Origin of the sequence: Parabacteroides chinchillae, from assembly GCF_900108035.1 — a bacterium.
Classification (GTDB): domain Bacteria; phylum Bacteroidota; class Bacteroidia; order Bacteroidales; family Tannerellaceae; genus Parabacteroides; species Parabacteroides chinchillae.
This window is the reverse complement of record NZ_FNVS01000018.1, coordinates 1-18073: the sequence shown is the minus strand read 5'-3', so window position 1 is coordinate 18073 and position 18073 is coordinate 1. Positions and strand designations below refer to the sequence as shown.

The 18073-nt window shown below is 40.2% G+C and carries 12 protein-coding genes; 8 read left to right on the top strand and 4 right to left on the bottom strand.

Going from position 1 to position 18073, the window contains the following annotated elements; genetic code table 11:
• Positions 1-14 precede the first annotated feature (14 nt).
• The 8 genes from rplA (at position 15) to C4S38_RS13145 (ending at position 12601) form a co-directional block, all read left to right on the top strand.
• The gene (gene rplA / locus C4S38_RS13180) at positions 15-713 is read left to right on the top strand and encodes a 50S ribosomal protein L1 (RefSeq protein ID WP_099463483.1); all 699 of its coding nucleotides are present in this window, start codon (positions 15-17) and stop codon (positions 711-713) included.
• A 16-nt stretch (positions 714-729) separates the two neighbouring features.
• Entirely contained in the window at positions 730-1260 is a 531-nt protein-coding gene (gene rplJ, locus C4S38_RS13175) for a 50S ribosomal protein L10 (RefSeq protein ID WP_103984085.1), read from the top strand.
• A 44-nt stretch (positions 1261-1304) separates the two neighbouring features.
• Positions 1305-1682, top strand: a complete 378-nt coding sequence (gene rplL / locus C4S38_RS13170) for a 50S ribosomal protein L7/L12 (RefSeq protein ID WP_099463481.1) — start codon at positions 1305-1307, stop codon at positions 1680-1682.
• Positions 1683-1790: 108 nt separating this feature from the next.
• Positions 1791-5603 (top strand): DNA-directed RNA polymerase subunit beta, encoded by a 3813-nt coding sequence (rpoB, locus tag C4S38_RS13165; protein ID WP_099463480.1) that lies wholly within the window; start codon positions 1791-1793, stop codon positions 5601-5603.
• A 74-nt stretch (positions 5604-5677) separates the two neighbouring features.
• Positions 5678-9970, top strand: coding sequence for a DNA-directed RNA polymerase subunit beta' (rpoC, locus tag C4S38_RS13160; protein ID WP_103984084.1), 4293 nt, complete (start codon positions 5678-5680; stop codon positions 9968-9970).
• Between the two features lie 146 nt (positions 9971-10116).
• Complete coding sequence (locus tag C4S38_RS13155) at positions 10117-10980, top strand: endonuclease/exonuclease/phosphatase family protein (RefSeq protein WP_103984083.1); 864 nt, start codon at positions 10117-10119, stop codon at positions 10978-10980.
• 7 nt (positions 10981-10987) lie between these two features.
• Complete coding sequence (locus C4S38_RS13150; protein ID WP_103984082.1) at positions 10988-11875, top strand: AraC family transcriptional regulator; 888 nt, start codon at positions 10988-10990, stop codon at positions 11873-11875.
• 414 nt (positions 11876-12289) lie between these two features.
• The gene (locus C4S38_RS13145; RefSeq protein ID WP_103984081.1) at positions 12290-12601 is read left to right on the top strand and encodes a DUF3467 domain-containing protein; all 312 of its coding nucleotides are present in this window, start codon (positions 12290-12292) and stop codon (positions 12599-12601) included.
• Positions 12602-12836: 235 nt separating this feature from the next.
• Here the strand turns inward: C4S38_RS13145 and C4S38_RS13140 are convergent, their stop codons facing one another.
• The 4 genes from C4S38_RS13140 to C4S38_RS13125 form a co-directional block, all read right to left on the bottom strand.
• Positions 12837-13790, bottom strand: a complete 954-nt coding sequence (locus tag C4S38_RS13140) for an N-acetylornithine carbamoyltransferase (RefSeq protein WP_103984080.1) — start codon at positions 13788-13790, stop codon at positions 12837-12839.
• A 67-nt stretch (positions 13791-13857) separates the two neighbouring features.
• The gene (locus C4S38_RS13135; RefSeq protein WP_103984079.1) at positions 13858-15693 is read right to left on the bottom strand and encodes a hypothetical protein; all 1836 of its coding nucleotides are present in this window, start codon (positions 15691-15693) and stop codon (positions 13858-13860) included.
• Positions 15694-15869: 176 nt separating this feature from the next.
• A complete protein-coding gene (locus C4S38_RS16120; protein WP_234999385.1) occupies positions 15870-16097 on the bottom strand; it encodes a DUF5686 family protein in 228 nt (75 codons plus the stop codon).
• A 416-nt stretch (positions 16098-16513) separates the two neighbouring features.
• Positions 16514-18073 (bottom strand): DUF1566 domain-containing protein (locus C4S38_RS13125; protein ID WP_146059490.1); only part of this gene is annotated, 1560 nt, incomplete at its 5' end.

Below are 18073 nucleotides of genomic sequence, written 5' to 3'. Positions count from 1 at the left end.
AAACTTCAATTGAGATGAGTAAACTTACAAAAAATCAAAAGTTGGCTTTGGGCAAGATTGAAGCTGGGAAAGCATATACATTAAAAGAAGCTTCAGCTTTAGTAAAAGAAATTACTACGACTAAGTTTGATGCATCTGTAGATGTTGACGTTCGTTTAGGTGTTGACCCTCGTAAGGCAAATCAAATGGTAAGAGGTGTGGTTTCATTACCTCACGGAACTGGAAAGCAGGTTAGGGTTCTCGCATTATGTACACCGGACAAAGAAGCTGAGGCTACTGCTGCAGGAGCTGACTTTGTTGGATTAGATGAATATATTGAAAAGATTAAAGGCGGTTGGACTGATATTGACGTTATCATTACTATGCCTTCTATCATGGGTAAAATCGGTGCTTTGGGTAGAGTTTTAGGCCCTCGTGGTTTGATGCCAAATCCAAAAAGTGGTACTGTTACCAATGAAGTAGGTAATGCAGTGAAAGAAGTTAAACAAGGTAAGATCGACTTTAAGGTAGACAAAGCCGGAATCGTTCACACATCAATTGGTAAGGTATCTTTCAATGCTGACCAGATTCGTGATAACGCTAAGGAATTTATTTCAACTTTGCTTAAGTTGAAACCGTCTGCAGCTAAAGGTACGTATATAAAGAGCATTTATCTTTCAAGTACAATGAGCGCGGGTATTAAAATTGACCCGAAATCAGTTGAAGAAAACTAATTAAAATTATTGCACAATGAAAAAGGAAGATAAAGGCATAGTAATAAGCCAGCTTACAGAAACTGTAAAGGAATATCCTAACTTTTATTTGACTGATATCGAGGCACTGGATGCTGAGAAAACCAGCAAATTGAGAAGAGAATGTTTCAAGCAAGATGTAAAGTTGGTTGTTGTTAAGAACAACTTGCTTAAGAAAGCACTTGAAAATGTTGGCGGTGATTTTTCTCCGTTGCAGGTTGCTTTAAAAGGCAATACAGCTGTAATGTTTTCACAGACAGCTAATGCTCCTGCTCGTCTGATTAAAGAATTTACTAAAGGTGCTAAAAAAGGTGAAACAACAAAACCGGAATTGAAGGCTGCCTATGTTCAGGAAAGCTTCTATATTGGTGGCGAAAACCTTGAAACATTAGTAAATATCAAGAGTAAAAATGAACTTATTGCAGATGTTATTGCATTGTTGGAATCACCTGCAAAGAATGTTATTTCCGCTCTACAGTCATCAGGACAAACTATCCATGGTCTGTTGAAGACTCTGGAAGAAAGATAATAAATTAATTTTATACAGATAATAATCATTTAAATCATACAAAAATGGCAGATTTGAAAGCTTTTGCAGAACAATTAGTGAACTTGACCGTTAAAGAAGTAAGTGAACTGGCAACTATCCTTAAAGAAGAATACGGTATCGAACCTGCTGCTGCAGCTGTTGCTGTTGCAGGTCCTGCTGCTGGTGGTGCTGCTGCCGCTGCAGAAGAAAAAACTTCTTTCGATGTTGTATTGAAAGCCGCTGGTGCTAATAAGCTGGCTATCGTTAAGTTAGTAAAAGAATTAACTGGTCTGGGCTTGAAGGAAGCTAAAGATTTAGTTGATGGCGCTCCTAGCAACGTTAAAGAAGGTGTAGCTAAGGCTGATGCTGAAGCATTGAAAAAGAGCTTAGAAGAAGCTGGAGCTGAAGTTGAGCTTAAATAGTATTTATAACCTGGTAATCAGGTGATTTGGTTAAGAGTCTCCGACTAGGGAAGACTCTTAACCTTTTTGTGTCTATAATTTCAATAAGTTCAATAAATTCCTTACTAGATGTCTTCAACAGCTGAAAACCAAAGAGTTAATTTTGCTTCGATTAAGAATCAGTTCCCATATCCTGACTTCCTCGAAGTTCAATTGAAGTCATTCCAAGACTTTCTTCAACTTGACACACCTCCTGAAAAGAGAAAAAAGGAGGGGTTGTATAAGGTATTTGCAGAAAACTTTCCGATTGCAGATACTCGTAACAACTTCGTGTTGGAGTTCTTAGATTACTATATAGATCCGCCCCGTTATACTATTGACGAATGTATTGCTCGCGGACTAACCTATAGTGTACCTTTAAAAGCAAAGTTAAAACTATATTGTACTGACCCTGATCATGAGGATTTTGATACTGTGATCCAGGATGTATATTTAGGCCCGATTCCTTATATGACGGAAAGAGGTACTTTTGTGATAAATGGTGCAGAGCGTGTTGTTGTGTCTCAGTTACACCGTTCGCCTGGTGTATTTTTCGGACAGAGTATTCATGCGAATGGTACAAAATTGTACTCTGCACGTATTATCCCGTTTAAGGGTTCATGGATCGAATTTGCAACAGACATAAATAATGTGATGTATGCATATATTGATCGTAAAAAGAAATTGCCTGTAACTACCCTTTTAAGAGCTATTGGTTTTGAAAGTGATAGAGATATTCTTGAAATTTTTAATCTGGCGGAAGAGGTAAAAGTTTCAAAAGCAAATCTGAAGAAATTAATCGGCCGTAAACTGGCGGCTCGTGTTCTGAAGACTTGGGTGGAAGATTTCGTAGATGAAGATACTGGAGAAGTTGTATCTATTGAACGTAATGATGTTATCATAGATCGTGAATCTATTCTTGATAACGAAAATATTGAGGCTATTCTGGAATCTGGTACGCAAAACATTTTGTTACACCGCGAAGACCAGAATTTGTCAGATTATGCTATAATCTATAATACTCTTCAAAAAGACCCGAGTAACTCAGAGAAGGAGGCTGTTCTGTATATTTATCGCCAGTTAAGAAATGCAGAGCCTGCTGATGAAGCTAGTGCACGTGAAGTTATTACGAACCTGTTCTTCTCTGAAAAACGTTATGACCTGGGTGAAGTTGGCCGTTATAGAATTAATAAAAAATTAGGTCTTACAACAAGTGAGGATGTTAAAGTCCTGACTAAAGAAGATATAATCGAGATCATTAAATATTTGATAGAGTTGATTAACTCTAAAGCAATTGTTGATGATATCGACCACTTAAGTAACCGTCGTGTACGTACAGTTGGTGAACAGCTGTATAATCAATTTGGTATTGGTTTGGCCCGTATGTCGCGTACAGTACGTGAACGTATGAATGTTCGTGATAATGAGGTGTTTACTCCGATTGATTTGATTAATGCAAAGACAATTTCTTCTGTTGTTAATTCTTTCTTTGGAACGAATGCTTTGTCACAGTTTATGGACCAGACAAACCCATTGGCTGAAATTACGCATAAACGTCGTTTGTCTGCACTAGGTCCTGGCGGTTTGTCAAGAGAACGTGCAGGGTTCGAGGTTCGTGACGTACACTATACACATTATGGCCGTCTTTGTCCGATTGAAACCCCTGAAGGTCCGAATATCGGTTTGATTTCTTCTTTGTGTGTCTATGCAAAAATTAATGAATTAGGCTTTATTTCAACTCCATACCGCAAGGTAAACAGTGGTGTGGTTGATATGTCTAATGAAAATATGCAATATTACACAGCGGAAGAAGAAGAAGAATTGACTATCGCACAGGGTAATGCATTGCTTGATGAAAACGGTAAATTTGTACGTGACCGAATAAAAGCGCGTTTTGAAGCTGATTTCCCTGTTGTTCCGCCTGCTGAAATTGATTTGATGGACGTGGCTCCTCAACAGATTGCTTCTATAGCGGCATCTTTAATTCCTTTCTTGGAACATGATGATGCTAACCGTGCATTGATGGGATCTAACATGATGCGCCAGGCTGTGCCTTTGTTGCGTACGGATGCTCCTATTGTTGGTACTGGTATTGAAGCCCAGGTTGCAAGAGATTCCCGTACTCAGATTATGGCTGAACGCGATGGGGAGATTGTATTCGTAGATGCAACTTGTATTAAGATTAAATATGACCGCACGGAAGACGAAGAATTTGTAAGTTTCGAAGATGCGGTTAAGACATATAATATTCCGAAATGGCGTAAAACCAATCAGAGTACAACTGTTGACTTACGACCGATCTGTCATCGTGGCCAACGTGTGAAATCCGGTGATATCCTGACAGAAGGCTATTCAACTCAGGAAGGCGAACTTGCTTTAGGACGTAATGTGAAAGTTGCGTATATGCCTTGGAAGGGATATAACTATGAGGATGCTATTGTGCTGAACGAACGTATGGTTCGTGAAGATTTCTTTACCTCTGTTCACGTAGACGAATATATTCTTGAAGTACGTGAAACCAAACGTGGTATGGAAGAACTTACTTCCGATATTCCAAATGTTAGCGAAGAAGCTACGAAAGATTTGGATGAAAGAGGTATTGTTCGTGTTGGTGCTCGTATTGAACCGGGAGATATTCTGATTGGTAAGATTACTCCAAAAGGAGAATCCGATCCTTCTCCGGAAGAAAAATTGTTGCGTGCTATTTTTGGTGATAAAGCCGGAGATGTGAAAGATGCTTCATTAAAAGCTACCCCGTCTTTGCGAGGTGTGGTTATCGAAACATCATTGTTCTCAAAGGCTGTCAAGAAACGTAAATCCAGACTGACAGATAAAGCTATTCTTCCGAAACTGGATGAAGAATACGAACAAAAAATGATAGACTTGAAGAACTTATTAGTTGAGAAACTATTAGTTCTTACAAATGGCAAAACTTCTCAGGGTGTGAAAGATTATATGAATACCGAAGTGATTGCCAAAGGTGCTAAATTCTCTCGTAAAGCTTTAGAAGAATTAGACTATAATGCTGTTCAGGTTAGTAAGTGGACGGCAGATGCTGATAAGAATGAGTTGATCAAACAAGTTATTCTGAATTATCTGAAGAAATATAAAGAACTGGATGCTGAACTGAGACGCCGGAAATTCGATCTCACAATCGGTGATGAATTGCCAACAGGTATTGTTCAGATGGCTAAAGTTTATATTGCTAAGAAACGTAAGATTCAGGTAGGTGATAAGATGGCTGGTCGCCATGGTAATAAAGGTATCGTGTCTAAGATCGTTCGTCAGGAAGACATGCCATTCTTGGAAGATGGAACTCCTGTTGATATTTGTTTGAACCCTCTGGGTGTGCCTTCTCGTATGAACCTTGGACAGATTTTTGAAGCTGTATTAGGTTGGGCTGGCCGTACCTTGGATGTTAAGTTTGCAACTCCGATCTTTGACGGTGCTACACTGGATAATATGAATGAATGGACTGATAAAGCAGGCCTTCCGCGTTATGGTAAGACCTATCTGTATGACGGTGGAACAGGCGAACGTTTTGACCAACCGGCAACAGTCGGTGTGACTTATTTCTTGAAATTAGGCCACATGGTTGATGATAAGATGCATGCTCGTTCTATTGGCCCGTATTCATTGATTACTCAGCAGCCATTAGGTGGTAAAGCTCAGTTTGGTGGTCAGCGTTTTGGAGAAATGGAAGTTTGGGCACTGGAAGCGTTCGGTGCGGCACATATTCTTCAGGAAATACTAACAATCAAGTCTGATGACGTTGTCGGACGTTCTAAGGCTTATGAAGCAATTGTTAAGGGTGATGCGATGCCACAACCAGGTATCCCGGAATCTCTGAATGTATTGTTGCATGAGTTGAGAGGTCTTGGTTTAAGTTTCACATTGGATTAATTCAAAAACAATAAGAGTAGGTGAGCTTTGGCTCATCTGCTTTATCTATTGATAACTCTTTATAAATAAAAAATATGGCCTTTAGAAAAGAAAACAAGATAAAGAGTAACTTTTCAAAAATAACCATCGGTCTGGCATCACCTGAAGAGATTCTTGAAAACTCCAGTGGTGAAGTCTTAAAACCCGAAACGATTAATTATCGTACATACAAGCCTGAACGTGACGGTTTGTTCTGCGAACGCATTTTTGGTCCTATTAAGGATTATGAATGTCATTGCGGAAAATACAAACGTATTCGTTATAAGGGTATTGTCTGTGACCGTTGTGGTGTGGAAGTTACAGAGAAAAAAGTTCGTCGTGAACGTATGGGACACATCCATCTGGTTGTTCCTGTAGCTCATATCTGGTACTTCCGTTCATTGCCTAACAAAATAGGTTATTTGTTGGGACTTCCGACAAAAAAACTGGATTCCATTATTTATTATGAACGATATGTTGTTATTCAGCCTGGTTGTGTAGATACAGTTGCTGAATTAGACTTATTGTCAGAAGAAGAATATTTGCAGATTTTGGATAGTCTGCCAAAAGAAAATCAATTACTTGAAGATACTGATCCTAACAAATTTATTGCGAAGATCGGTGCTGAAGCCGTATATGATTTATTGGCTCGTCTGGATCTGGATTCTTTGTCTTATGAATTGCGTCACCGTGCAAGCACGGATGGTTCGCAGCAGAGAAAGAATGAAGCATTGAAACGTTTGCAGGTTGTTGAATCTTTCCGTGCATCCAGAGGTCGTAATAAACCGGAATGGATGATCGTCAAGGTTGTTCCTGTTATTCCTCCGGAATTGCGTCCGTTGGTTCCACTGGATGGTGGCCGTTTCGCTACTTCAGATTTGAATGATTTATATCGTCGGGTTATTATCCGTAATAACCGTTTGAAACGATTAATTGATATTAAGGCTCCCGAAGTGATTTTGCGTAATGAAAAACGTATGCTTCAGGAAGCTGTGGACTCTTTATTTGACAATTCTCGTAAATCGAGTGCAGTAAAGACTGATGCTAACCGTCCGTTAAAGTCATTGTCTGACAGTTTGAAAGGTAAACAAGGCCGTTTCCGTCAGAACTTGTTAGGTAAACGTGTCGACTATTCAGCCCGTTCGGTTATTGTCGTTGGCCCTGAATTGAAAATGCATGAATGCGGTTTGCCAAAAGGTATGGCTGCCGAACTTTATAAACCTTTTGTTATTCGTAAATTGATCGAACGTGGTATTGTTAAGACCGTTAAATCTGCTAAGAAGATTGTGGATCGCAAAGAACCGGTTGTTTGGGATATTTTGGAATATGTAATGAAAGGTCATCCTGTGTTGTTGAACCGTGCTCCTACATTGCACCGTTTAGGTATACAGGCGTTTCAGCCAAAATTGATTGAAGGTAAGGCTATTCAGTTGCACCCGTTGGCTTGTACGGCTTTCAATGCCGACTTCGACGGTGACCAGATGGCTGTTCACTTGCCATTAGGTAATGAGGCTATTTTGGAAGCTCAGATGTTGATGCTTGCATCACATAACATTTTGAATCCGGCAAATGGTGCTCCTATTACCGTCCCTTCACAGGATATGGTGCTTGGTTTGTATTATATCACAAAATTGCGTAAAGGTACTTTAGGCGAAGGTTTGATGTTTTACGGTCCGGAAGAAGCAACAATCGCATACAATGAAAAGAAGGTTGATATCCATGCTCCGATCAAAGTCTATGTAGATAATGTAGAAGAAGATGGTAAGTTGGTGAAGAAAATTATCGAAACTTCTGTCGGTCGTTTGATGGTGAATGAATTTGTACCTACTGAAGTTGGCTATATCAATGAAGTGTTAGGAAAGAAAACTCTTCGTGATATTATCGGTAAAGTTATCAAAGTTTGTGGTGTTGCACGTACAGCCCAGTTCCTTGATGATATTAAGAATCTGGGATATTATATGGCATTCAAGGGTGGTTTGTCATTTAACCTGGCCGACGTTCTTATTCCTGCTGAAAAGGACGAATTGGTGAAGGAAGGTTATGATGAGGTAGAACAAATCCTTGCAAACTATAACATGGGTTTCATCACAAACAATGAACGTTATAATCAGATTATTGATACGTGGACTCACGTTAACAGTAAGTTGTCAAATATTTTGATCAAGCAACTTACTGCGGATAATGACGGTTTCAATTCTATCTATATGATGATGGATTCCGGTGCCCGTGGTTCTAAAGAACAGATTCGTCAGTTGTCTGGTATGCGTGGTTTGATGGCAAAACCGCAGAAGAGCGGTGCTGAGGGTGGACAGATTATTGAAAACCCAATCCTTTCAAACTTTAAAGAAGGTTTGTCTGTGTTGGAGTACTTTATCTCTACTCACGGTGCTCGTAAAGGTTTGGCCGATACGGCTTTGAAAACTGCTGATGCTGGTTACCTGACTCGTCGTTTGGTTGACGTATCACATGATGTGATCATTAATGAAGAGGATTGTGGTACTTTACGCGGTTTGATTTGTACAGAGCTAAAGAATAACGAAGAAGTTATTGCTTCTTTGTATGAACGTATCCTGGGACGTGTTTCGGTTCATGATATTATTCATCCGATAACAGGTGAAGTGATTGTACATACAGGTGAAGAAATTCGCGAAGATGCAGCTCTGAAAATTCAGGAATCTCCGATTGAAAGCGTAGAAATCCGTTCTGTACTGACTTGTGAATCTAAAAAAGGTGTTTGTGCTAAATGTTATGGACGTAACTTAGCTACAGGGCGTATGGTTCAGAAGGGCGAGGTTGTCGGTGTAATTGCAGCACAGTCTATCGGTGAACCGGGTACTCAGTTGACATTGCGTACGTTCCACGTGGGTGGTATCGCTTCCAATATTGCAACAGAAAATAGCATTACTTCTAAATATGATGGTATTATTGAAATTGACGAATTACGCTCTGTAGAAGCTGCGGATGAAAGCAATGGAAAGAAATACCAGGTTGTAGTAAGCCGTTTGGCTGAAATGCGTATTGTCGATCCGAATACAAAAATTGTCTTACTTACTCATAATATACCTTACGGTTCTAAGTTATTCTTCAATAATGGTGATACTATTAAGAAGGGTGATGTAATTATTGAATGGGACCCGTTCAATGCCGTTATTGTATCGGAAGTATCAGGTAAGATTGAATTTGAAAGTGTAGTTGAAAACGTTACCTACAAAGTAGAAAGTGATGAAACTACAGGTTTGAAAGAAAAGATTATTATTGAATCTAAGGATAAAACCAAGGCTCCGGCTGCTCATATCGTAGACGAAAATGGAAATTATTTGAAGAACTATTCATTGCCTTTGGGTGCACACGTTGTGAAAGATAACGGTGATCCGATTAAGGCTGGTGAAGTTCTTGTTAAAATCCCTCGTGCTGTTGGTAAAGCAGGTGACATCACCGGCGGTCTTCCACGTGTTACAGAGTTGTTTGAAGCCCGTAACCCGTCTAATCCTGCAGTTGTTTCTGAAATTGATGGTGAAATTGGCTTTGGTAAGATCAAACGTGGTAACCGTGAAATTACAGTAACTTCCAAGTTGGGTGAAGTTAAGAAGTATATGGTGCCTTTGTCAAAACAACTTTTGGTTCAGGAGAATGACTATATACGTGCAGGTATGCCTTTGTCTGACGGTGCAATCACACCTTCTGATATTCTGGCTATCCAGGGACCTACGGCTGTACAAGAATATATTGTTAATGAAGTGCAGGATGTTTACCGTTTGCAGGGTGTGAAGATCAATGACAAACACTTTGAAGTAATCGTTCGTCAGATGATGCGTAAGGTGGAAGTGGTTGATCCGGGAGATACTCGCTTCCTGGAACAACAGGTGGTGGATAAACTGGAAGTAATGGATGAAAACGACCGTATCTGGGGCAAGAAAGTTGTTATAGAACCGGGAGATTCTCAGACATTGCAAGCCGGTCAGATCGTAACTGCCCGTAAGTTGAGAGACGAGAACAGTATGTTGAAACGTCGTGACCTTAAATTGGTTGAAGTACGTGATGCCGTTCCTGCTACAGCAAACCAGATTCTTCAGGGTATTACCCGTGCAGCTTTGCAGACGAATAGCTTTATGTCTGCTGCATCTTTCCAGGAAACGACAAAGGTGTTGAACGAGGCTGCTATCAACGGAAAAGTAGACCGCCTGGAAGGTTTGAAAGAAAATGTTATCTGCGGACACTTAATTCCTGCAGGTACAGGCCAGAGAGATTTCGATAAACTTGTGGTTGGTGCTAAAGATGAATTCGAACGCATCTTTGCGAATCGTAAGAATGTTGTTGATTTTAATGGTATGGACAGAGATGATGAATAAAATCAGATAAGTCTTAAAAAGAAAGGTCTCCGATAACTCGGAGGCCTTTTTTTATATCTTCTAATTTGGTTAATAAATGGAGAACTTTTATTTTTGTGAGTATATGCATATTTATGCATAATAATACACTAAAAACAGAGACTATCATGAAGAGAATTGTGCTATGCCTAGCCGTATTTTTACTGTCTGTAAGTTGCTTATTCGCCAAAGACTCAGATGCCAAATTGAATGTAATGTCTTATAATATCCGGTATGACAATCCGGAAGATGGAAATAACCAATGGAAATTTCGCCGGGACTTTGCGGGAAATCTTGTTAAATTCCACGATGTGGATATTTTAGGCGCACAGGAAGTTTTGCATAATCAGCTAATGGATTTGACAGAACGTTTACCGGAGTTTGCGTATGTTGGTGTCGGACGTGAAGATGGAAAGACAAAAGGGGAGTATGCCCCGATATTTTATCGTAAAGATCGTTTTTCTGTTATCAAAAGCGGTAATTTCTGGTTGGCAGAAGATATAAATGCCGTTGGAAAGAAAGGTTGGGATGCTGCGTGTGAGCGTGTTGCTACCTGGGCTATCTTGTCAGATAAAGAAACCGGAAAGAAATTCTTTTTTCTGAATACGCATCTGGATCATATGGGAAAAGTTGCACGGCATGAAGGGGCTTCTTTGGTATTGGAGCAAGCCGCAAAATTGTCGGAAAATTTGCCAATTATAGTAACCGGCGATTTTAATGCTGTTCCCTCAGATGAACCTGTCCGGGTATTGACGAATGTGAGTGATCCCCGGCATCTGACACATACACGTGCAGTTGCAGAATTTAAGTACGGTCCGGAATGGACTTTCCATAACTTTGGTAAGATTCCTTATGATAAACGGGAATGGATCGATTATATTTTTGTAAAAGGTAATATCAAGGTATTACGCCATGGGGTACTTACCGAGACATTAAACCAACTATTTCCTTCGGATCATTGCCCTATAATTAGCGTGTTGGAAATTCAATAAGTCTGTTATGAATAAAGAGAGCGATGTGTTACGAGAAATAACCCCACTTTCAACCGAAGATTGTTTTTTAATAATGCAACGGTTGAAACAGGGATTCAAGTATCCGCTTCATATACATCCGGAGTTTGAACTTAACTATCTGGAGAATGCTTCAGGAGCTATTCGGATAGTGGGTGACTCTATTGAAGAAATGGACGACCTTGACTTGGTTTTGATTGCGGGTAATACAAAGCATGCTTATTCAAATCATAATTGTTTTTGTAAGGATATTTTCGAGATAACTATCCAGTTCCATCACTCTTTATTTGATAGCCTGATTAATAAGAGGCATTTTAAAACAATAAAAGATATGTTTGAAAAAGCTTCTCAAGGTCTGATTTTTAGTAAGAAAATGATACAGCTTATTCAGCCGGAGCTGAAAATGTTGTCGAATGACGAACGCCCTGATTCTTTTCATAATCTACTAAAATTAATAGATATTTTAAAGACGCTTTCTCTGGATTCCGAGGCTCGCCGATTGAATGCAGTGAATAAAGTTAAAAATTATAATAAGAGCGACAATGACAGGCTGGAAGGGCTGATGCTTTATTTGCACGAAAATTACTATCAGCAAATTCTATTATCAGATGCTGCTTCGTTAATAAATATGAGTGAAGCTTCTCTTAACCGATTCTTGAAAAAGTGGACAGGAAAGACTTTTATAGATAACTTAAATGATATTCGCATAGCCGAGGCTGCTTGTCGTTTAATAGATACAAGTGATTCTATTTCTGAGATATGCTATAAGTCTGGCTTTAATAATCTGTCTAACTTTAATAGAATATTTAAAAGCCGTAAGGGGAATACTCCGACAGAATACAGAGAGAAATATGCACGCACACGTTTCAGAATTTAAAACAGGATTTTATAGAAATTTACATTGATATATGTCAAGAGTTGACAAAATAATATCATTTATTGTTTGAATAGTATTTGGTAGGTTCCTTTAAACCTACTACTTTTGTAAAGTTCAAGTGAAAGAGATTAGCACTTAAACTCAAACCTTGACCTAAACGCCAAAACCTATTATAATGAACACAAAAGGTATTTTTACATTGGTCTAAAGAATTGAGAATTAAAAACACAACTAGAAAAGGGCTACCTGTGAAGGGCGCCCTTTTCGCTTTTTGTACGGTTCAATACTTATAGACAATGCATTAAAGTGATACTTTATTCCTTTTGTTTTGCCAGATTTGTGTTTGAATATACGACAATAAAAGATATTTGTTTACATTTGCTATGAATATTAATTAATATAAGAGTAATAATTATGGAAAATAATAAACAAACCAACGAAATACAGGTTGAACTTTCTGAAGAAATGGCTCAGGGAACATACGCCAATCTTGCTATTATATCCCATTCGTCATCAGAGTTTATATTGGACTTTATCCGTGTTGTACCGGGTGCTCCGAAGGCGCAGGTAAAAAGTCGCGTGATTCTGACTCCCGATAATGCGAAGCGATTGCTTTTTGCATTGCAGGACAATCTGGCTAAATTCGAAGATCAGCAAAAAGGAGATAAGACTGCTCAATTTGATGATTTTGTTCCTCCGATGGGTGGAATGAAAGGCGAAGCTTAATAGCTTAACGTTTTCTTGTGTTGCAGGGTAAACATATTTGAAACTTGTATTTGCCGGAATTTGGGTAGGCAACTAAATCTCCCCGGATGCTATTGAAAAATCATATCGATGTTTTTAGAAAATGATCCCGATGTTTTTAGAAAAACATCGGGATCATTTTGAAACGTATAGTAATGGCCCTGTTGCGGAAGAAAATATTAAATTGTGCTGTTGTCAAAAAATAAGCATCTTCTTTTTATAATCCGGCTAATATTTTCTTTAAAACAGTTTCGGCCGATATTTCGCGGTTGGCTGCTTCCGGTATCACAATGCTTTGAGGACTTTCAATAACGTCGTCAGTTACAATCATATTTCGGCGAACAGGCAGACAATGCATAAAATAGGCATTGTTTGTAAGTGCCATCTTCTCTGCGTCGACCGTCCAGCTACGATCCATATTGATAACCTTTCCGTAGTTCGGATCATTGTAAGCTGACCAATTCTTAGCATAAATGAAATCCGCACCTTCAAATGCTTTTCTTTGGTCATATTCTACATGGGCATTGCCTACAAACTTGGAATTTAATTCGTAGCCTTCCGGGTGAGTTATTACAAACTCGTAGTCGGTTGCATTCATCCATTCTGCAAAACTGTTGGGTACGGCTTGCGGTAATGGTTTTGGATGAGGTGCCCATGTCATTACTACTTTCGGACGGGCTGTCTTTTTATATTCTTCTATTGTAATCAGATCAGCGAAACTTTGTAACGGATGGCGTGTCGCAGCTTCCATACTGAATACAGGACGGCCGGAGTATTGGACGAACTGATTCAATATCTTTTCATTGTAGTCGTCTTCTTTGCTTTCGAAACGGGCAAAAGAACGAACTCCTATGATGTCGCAATAGCATCCCATTACAGGTATAGCTTCTAATAAATGTTCCGGCTTGTCTCCGTCCATTATGACTCCGCGTTCGGTCTCTAATTTCCAGGCTCCCTGGTTTACATCCAGCACCATAGTGTTCATTCCTAAATTCATGGCAGCCTTTTGAGTACTCAATCGGGTACGTAAACTGGAGTTAAAGAATATCATTAACAGAGTTTTATTCTTTCCTAATTCTGTAAATTGGAAACGGTCTTTCTTTATTTCGAAAGCTTCGTTAAGCGCCTGCTTCAGATCGCCTAAATCCTGTACGCAAGTAAAGTTTCTCATTCTTTCTTATTTTATTGTAAGCCACAAATGTAACGATTTTTACCTAAACCAAAATAGATGGGAACCATTAGAATAAAATATCCACTTCCATATTGCTGATCCACTCTACCGGCCGGCCTGCAACTTTATTGCAGCTAACTGCAAATTTCAGAGGCAAAATAATTCCTAATGGAATACGTAACCAAGCCGGCATATTGAAATTATGCATTCCTATCAGTGATCCTAACTGAATGCCTAAAGACGGAGCAACAAGAAAACGTGTTTCCGCATTTCTGCGGTCCACACCCATTTCCATATAACCGTAAAGACCAAGGAAGCGTTTGGGAGAAACAAAAATATCCATATCATAATTCACACCGGCTTTTACGTTCCAGTTTTTGATAGTGTAAGAATCAGACGGAGCATGCATATAATAGCCGGATATTGTAGGTGATAGCCATTGAGCAATATCGCCGGCTTTCATTTGCATACTTTTACCATCTCCGAACTTATGCCAGTTAATCATACTGACATTTAAGCGTCCTCCGTAAGTCATTACGCCGCTGCTATTACCATGAATAGGTTTGCCTATTAAAAACATAAAGGAGTTTGCCACTCGCGAACGGATGAAATTGCGCGTGAAAGGTTCCTGCACAATAAGCTGTAGTTCTTCTTTATGCGTAGCGGCTTCTGCTTCAAGCGGTACATCGTCCAGGTTTGTACCGAATGGAATGGGAAATTCTTTAACTACAGGGAAACGGGCATATATAAATTGAGGCAGATCATCATGGTGTTCGGGTAATTCGTTGATAATGTCGTTTTCATTTCCATTCAGCGCATTATAATATCCTTTCCATACTTCTGTGATAGATTCGCATGTGGCAGTTACTGCTTGATAAAATACACGGGTTTCGCGTTCATAGCTATCACCTTTATCCAGTGTATACGGCCGTTTTTGAGTAACGCGGATATTCCGGTAGTCGTTAGCGTCTTTATATTCTTCCATGTTTTGGTTAAGGCGTTTGTCTCCGTAGGCAGACCAGCTTTCACCTTTCAGGTTGGCTGTTTGTACGGGAATTGTATTATAAAAGTCGTGCAAACTTTTATTGTTGCAAACAGCGGATGCCGAGAAGCCACGCCGTACCATTTGATGTCCCGAAGCAAAAGAATCCTGCAGAAAATGTTCGGCGAATGCCTCATAAAGAGTTGCATAGAACATCAGGTTGCTAGCCATTTCTTTATCTCCTTTGCGCATTTCTTTGCCGGCCTCTTGTGCCAGATGGATTGCAAAAATGTGAATGCAGAAATATTTACTCATGGAAGGCAGACTGTTTAGTTTGCCGAATACCTCATTAACCTCTGAAGGATGCAGCAGACGGCGGATCAGGTTTACGTCGATCATTTTCAGGTGATCGTTCAATCCTTTTCCGTAAGCGTAGAAATGGGAAAGGTCCTTGATTGCCAAAATGCCATAAGCCAGGTTGATGTCTAGCAATTCTTTGCTTGATGCTCCGGTCAGGAATTCATTCATAGCTTTATTCTCCAGAGCCAATGTACGGTTTGTCTTTGAGAAATGAGTTTGTAGTCCTGTTTCCAGTAATAAAGGATTTTCTACGTGGTCGCCGGCCAAACCGCATAATGTTCCGTAAGTAACGATATTGGGCAATTGAGTAAGTTCATTCATTGCATAAGCGTTAGACTGGGGCATGTGTGACATATTTAATAATGTTAGCATAGCACTGTCTGCCGTTGCTTCATCGGGAAATATCCCGTTTTCTACAAGATACCGGGGCATAAGTGACATAGCACGGTCTCCGATTTTACGATGTTCTGCATAGTCCCAGGCAAAAGCCGAAAGTGCCAATGCGATATTTCCCAGTATGAGAAATCCGCGACGGAGGTGTGATTTCATTTTTTGTTTCATGTCAGTTCATATTTTATGAGTTGTGAATTATCTGAATAATCCAAGCGCAAGTTTTACACTGAGAGCTTGATATTTGAATTTATCGAAACTAAGAAAAAGCGCGACATTGAATAAGTCGCTACCTATCCCATAACCTGATTTGCTGTAATTATGTAACACCGGTGTCCATAGCTGACTCAGGTAAAGACGTTCGGATTATGAAAAACACCTCCGAAATGGTCTCCCCAAGGCTCCGGAAAATAATGTTTAGCAAAATAACGAAAATCGGCGAAATAAGTGTTGTGCTGGTTAAAAAATAGTCTGCCGCTTAAATTATAACTTAACCGCTCTGATAGTCCTGGCTTTATGCTTTGGTGCAAACCCGCTTCGAATCTCCAGTAATTACCCGAACCTGCTGATGGTATGTTACTCCATTGCTTCCGAATGCTAATTGAAAAGGATTGATACCCTATATATAAAGATAGAACAAATGTATGATTATTTCGTTTGATTTACAATTAGAGTATGACGAAATGGAAGGTATTGGTTTTGGGTCATTCCCGTGACTTGCTTGAATTTCTTTGCTATGTAATGGCTTTAGCCTGGTTTTAGTTACCGTCCGCTTCAGCGGACGGCTTAAAGAAGGTTCTCTTTGTAGGCTTTAGCCTAAGTTCGGTTGCCGTCTACTTTAGTGGACGGATTAAAGGATGTACATTCCTGTTGGCTTTAGCCAAATTTCTTTCCGGTTGGGCTAAAGCCCTTGAAAGAAGATGGCTCTACTATCCGTCGGTTAAAACCGACGGCAATTGAAACCAGGCTAAAGCCATATTCTATCCATTGATCAGATATCCCGGACACAGCGAACATAGTTGCCGTTGTAGTTCGTGACGTTACAAACGCAACTGCCATGGCTGAAGAGCAGCATGCAGCGGAAACCGACATTGCCAACGTAGACCGAACTACTCCAGTAGCCATAGTAGGTGAACGCAGCGCAGCCGTTGTTTTGCAATGTAGCTCTATTATCATATATTTCCTTTAACTCTATAATTGTAGGAACACGCCAACCTGTACCTAATCCTTTACAATAATCAATAGCTGCCTGATAATTAGAAACAGTACCAACACGCTGTGTTTTCTCTACCTCTATTGAATACTCCTTAGTGACTGTAAACGTAGAAGAAGTACCGTTCCTATCGGAACCTGTAGTACCAGAAACTGTACCACCATCGTAATTGAATGGAGGGTAATTAGTTGAACTTCCTGTCCAAGTTTTATAAGCATCGGCCAAGGCCTGGTTGATGGTGACTTTATTTGGTGGCAAGTTATCCCGGACACAGCGGACAAAGCCGGCGCTGCCGCTCGTGCCGTACCAACCGTAATTGCCACCGCTGAAGTCCAGTACGCAGCGTCTGTCGGCGTAGCCACCGCAGACCGAACTACTCCAGTAGACACTGCTGATGAACGCAGCGCAACCGGTGCTTTGGAGGGCTGAGCTATTATCATACATTCCTTTTAACTCTATAATTGTAGGAATACGCCAACCTGTACCTAATCCTTTACAATAGTCAATAGCAGCCTGATAATTAGAAACAGAACTGCCACGTTCAGCCTTCTCGACTTCGAAAGAATAAGGCGTATTTACAGTAGCGGTAGAAGAAACGCCCATATAATCGGAACCCGTACCGGAAGAAGCGCCACCATCGTAATTGAAAGGTAGATAATTAGTTAAATCACTTCCTGTCCAAGTTTTATATGTATTGGCCAACGGTTGATTAACCGATATCCACACAGAAGCGACGCTGTGCCATATCCGGGGATCGTCATTCTTGTAATATAGGTTGCCACTACTATTCGTTACATAGTTTCTAATGAATTCGAGTGAATTGTTTACGTTTACTGTCAGCGTGTAGTTTGTGTGTCGGCGTAGTGAGAAGTCGCTTACATCGCTGCTTTTGCCCATAAAGACGTCGAAGTGGCATGTGTAGGCATCGTCTGTTGCGAGGGTTTTGCTTCCTGTCAGCGTTACCCTCGCAGCATCGGGTGCTTTCAGCCTGTTTCTTTCGGTGGCGTTAGTAGCCGAGTAGCCGGATTGTACATTCTCTCCTACATACCAGGTTGCGGTGTTTGTGTTTAGGGAGGTGGAGTTTTCTATGCCAACAGGGTTTGTGTTGTTTCCTGTTCCGTCGTAGTTGTTTTTTGTTCCGAAGCACTTTTTCCCTGCGTTTACGAGTTGGATTCCTGTGCGCGGTATGTTTCCTCCGCCTTGTGAGCTGTAGGGTATGGAGAAGGTTTGATTCACTACTGTGACTTTCGCCAGCGTGCGGTATAATGAGACAGAAACAACGCCATCAAAAGAACCGGATGATAGATTGGCCGTTGCCGTTCCGGCGTAGGGTACGTC

Coding starts and splice junctions, on each gene's coding strand:
- rpoC (WP_103984084.1), top strand. CDS start 5,678: ATGGCCTTTAGAAAAGAAAACAAGATAAAGAGTAACTTTTCAAAAATA.
- C4S38_RS13135 (WP_103984079.1), bottom strand. CDS start 15,693: ATGAAACAAAAAATGAAATCACACCTCCGTCGCGGATTTCTCATACTG.
- rplJ (WP_103984085.1), top strand. CDS start 730: ATGAAAAAGGAAGATAAAGGCATAGTAATAAGCCAGCTTACAGAAACT.
- rplA (WP_099463483.1), top strand. CDS start 15: ATGAGTAAACTTACAAAAAATCAAAAGTTGGCTTTGGGCAAGATTGAA.
- C4S38_RS13145 (WP_103984081.1), top strand. CDS start 12,290: ATGGAAAATAATAAACAAACCAACGAAATACAGGTTGAACTTTCTGAA.
- C4S38_RS13155 (WP_103984083.1), top strand. CDS start 10,117: ATGAAGAGAATTGTGCTATGCCTAGCCGTATTTTTACTGTCTGTAAGT.
- C4S38_RS13150 (WP_103984082.1), top strand. CDS start 10,988: ATGAATAAAGAGAGCGATGTGTTACGAGAAATAACCCCACTTTCAACC.
- rpoB (WP_099463480.1), top strand. CDS start 1,791: ATGTCTTCAACAGCTGAAAACCAAAGAGTTAATTTTGCTTCGATTAAG.
- rplL (WP_099463481.1), top strand. CDS start 1,305: ATGGCAGATTTGAAAGCTTTTGCAGAACAATTAGTGAACTTGACCGTT.
- C4S38_RS13140 (WP_103984080.1), bottom strand. CDS start 13,790: ATGAGAAACTTTACTTGCGTACAGGATTTAGGCGATCTGAAGCAGGCG.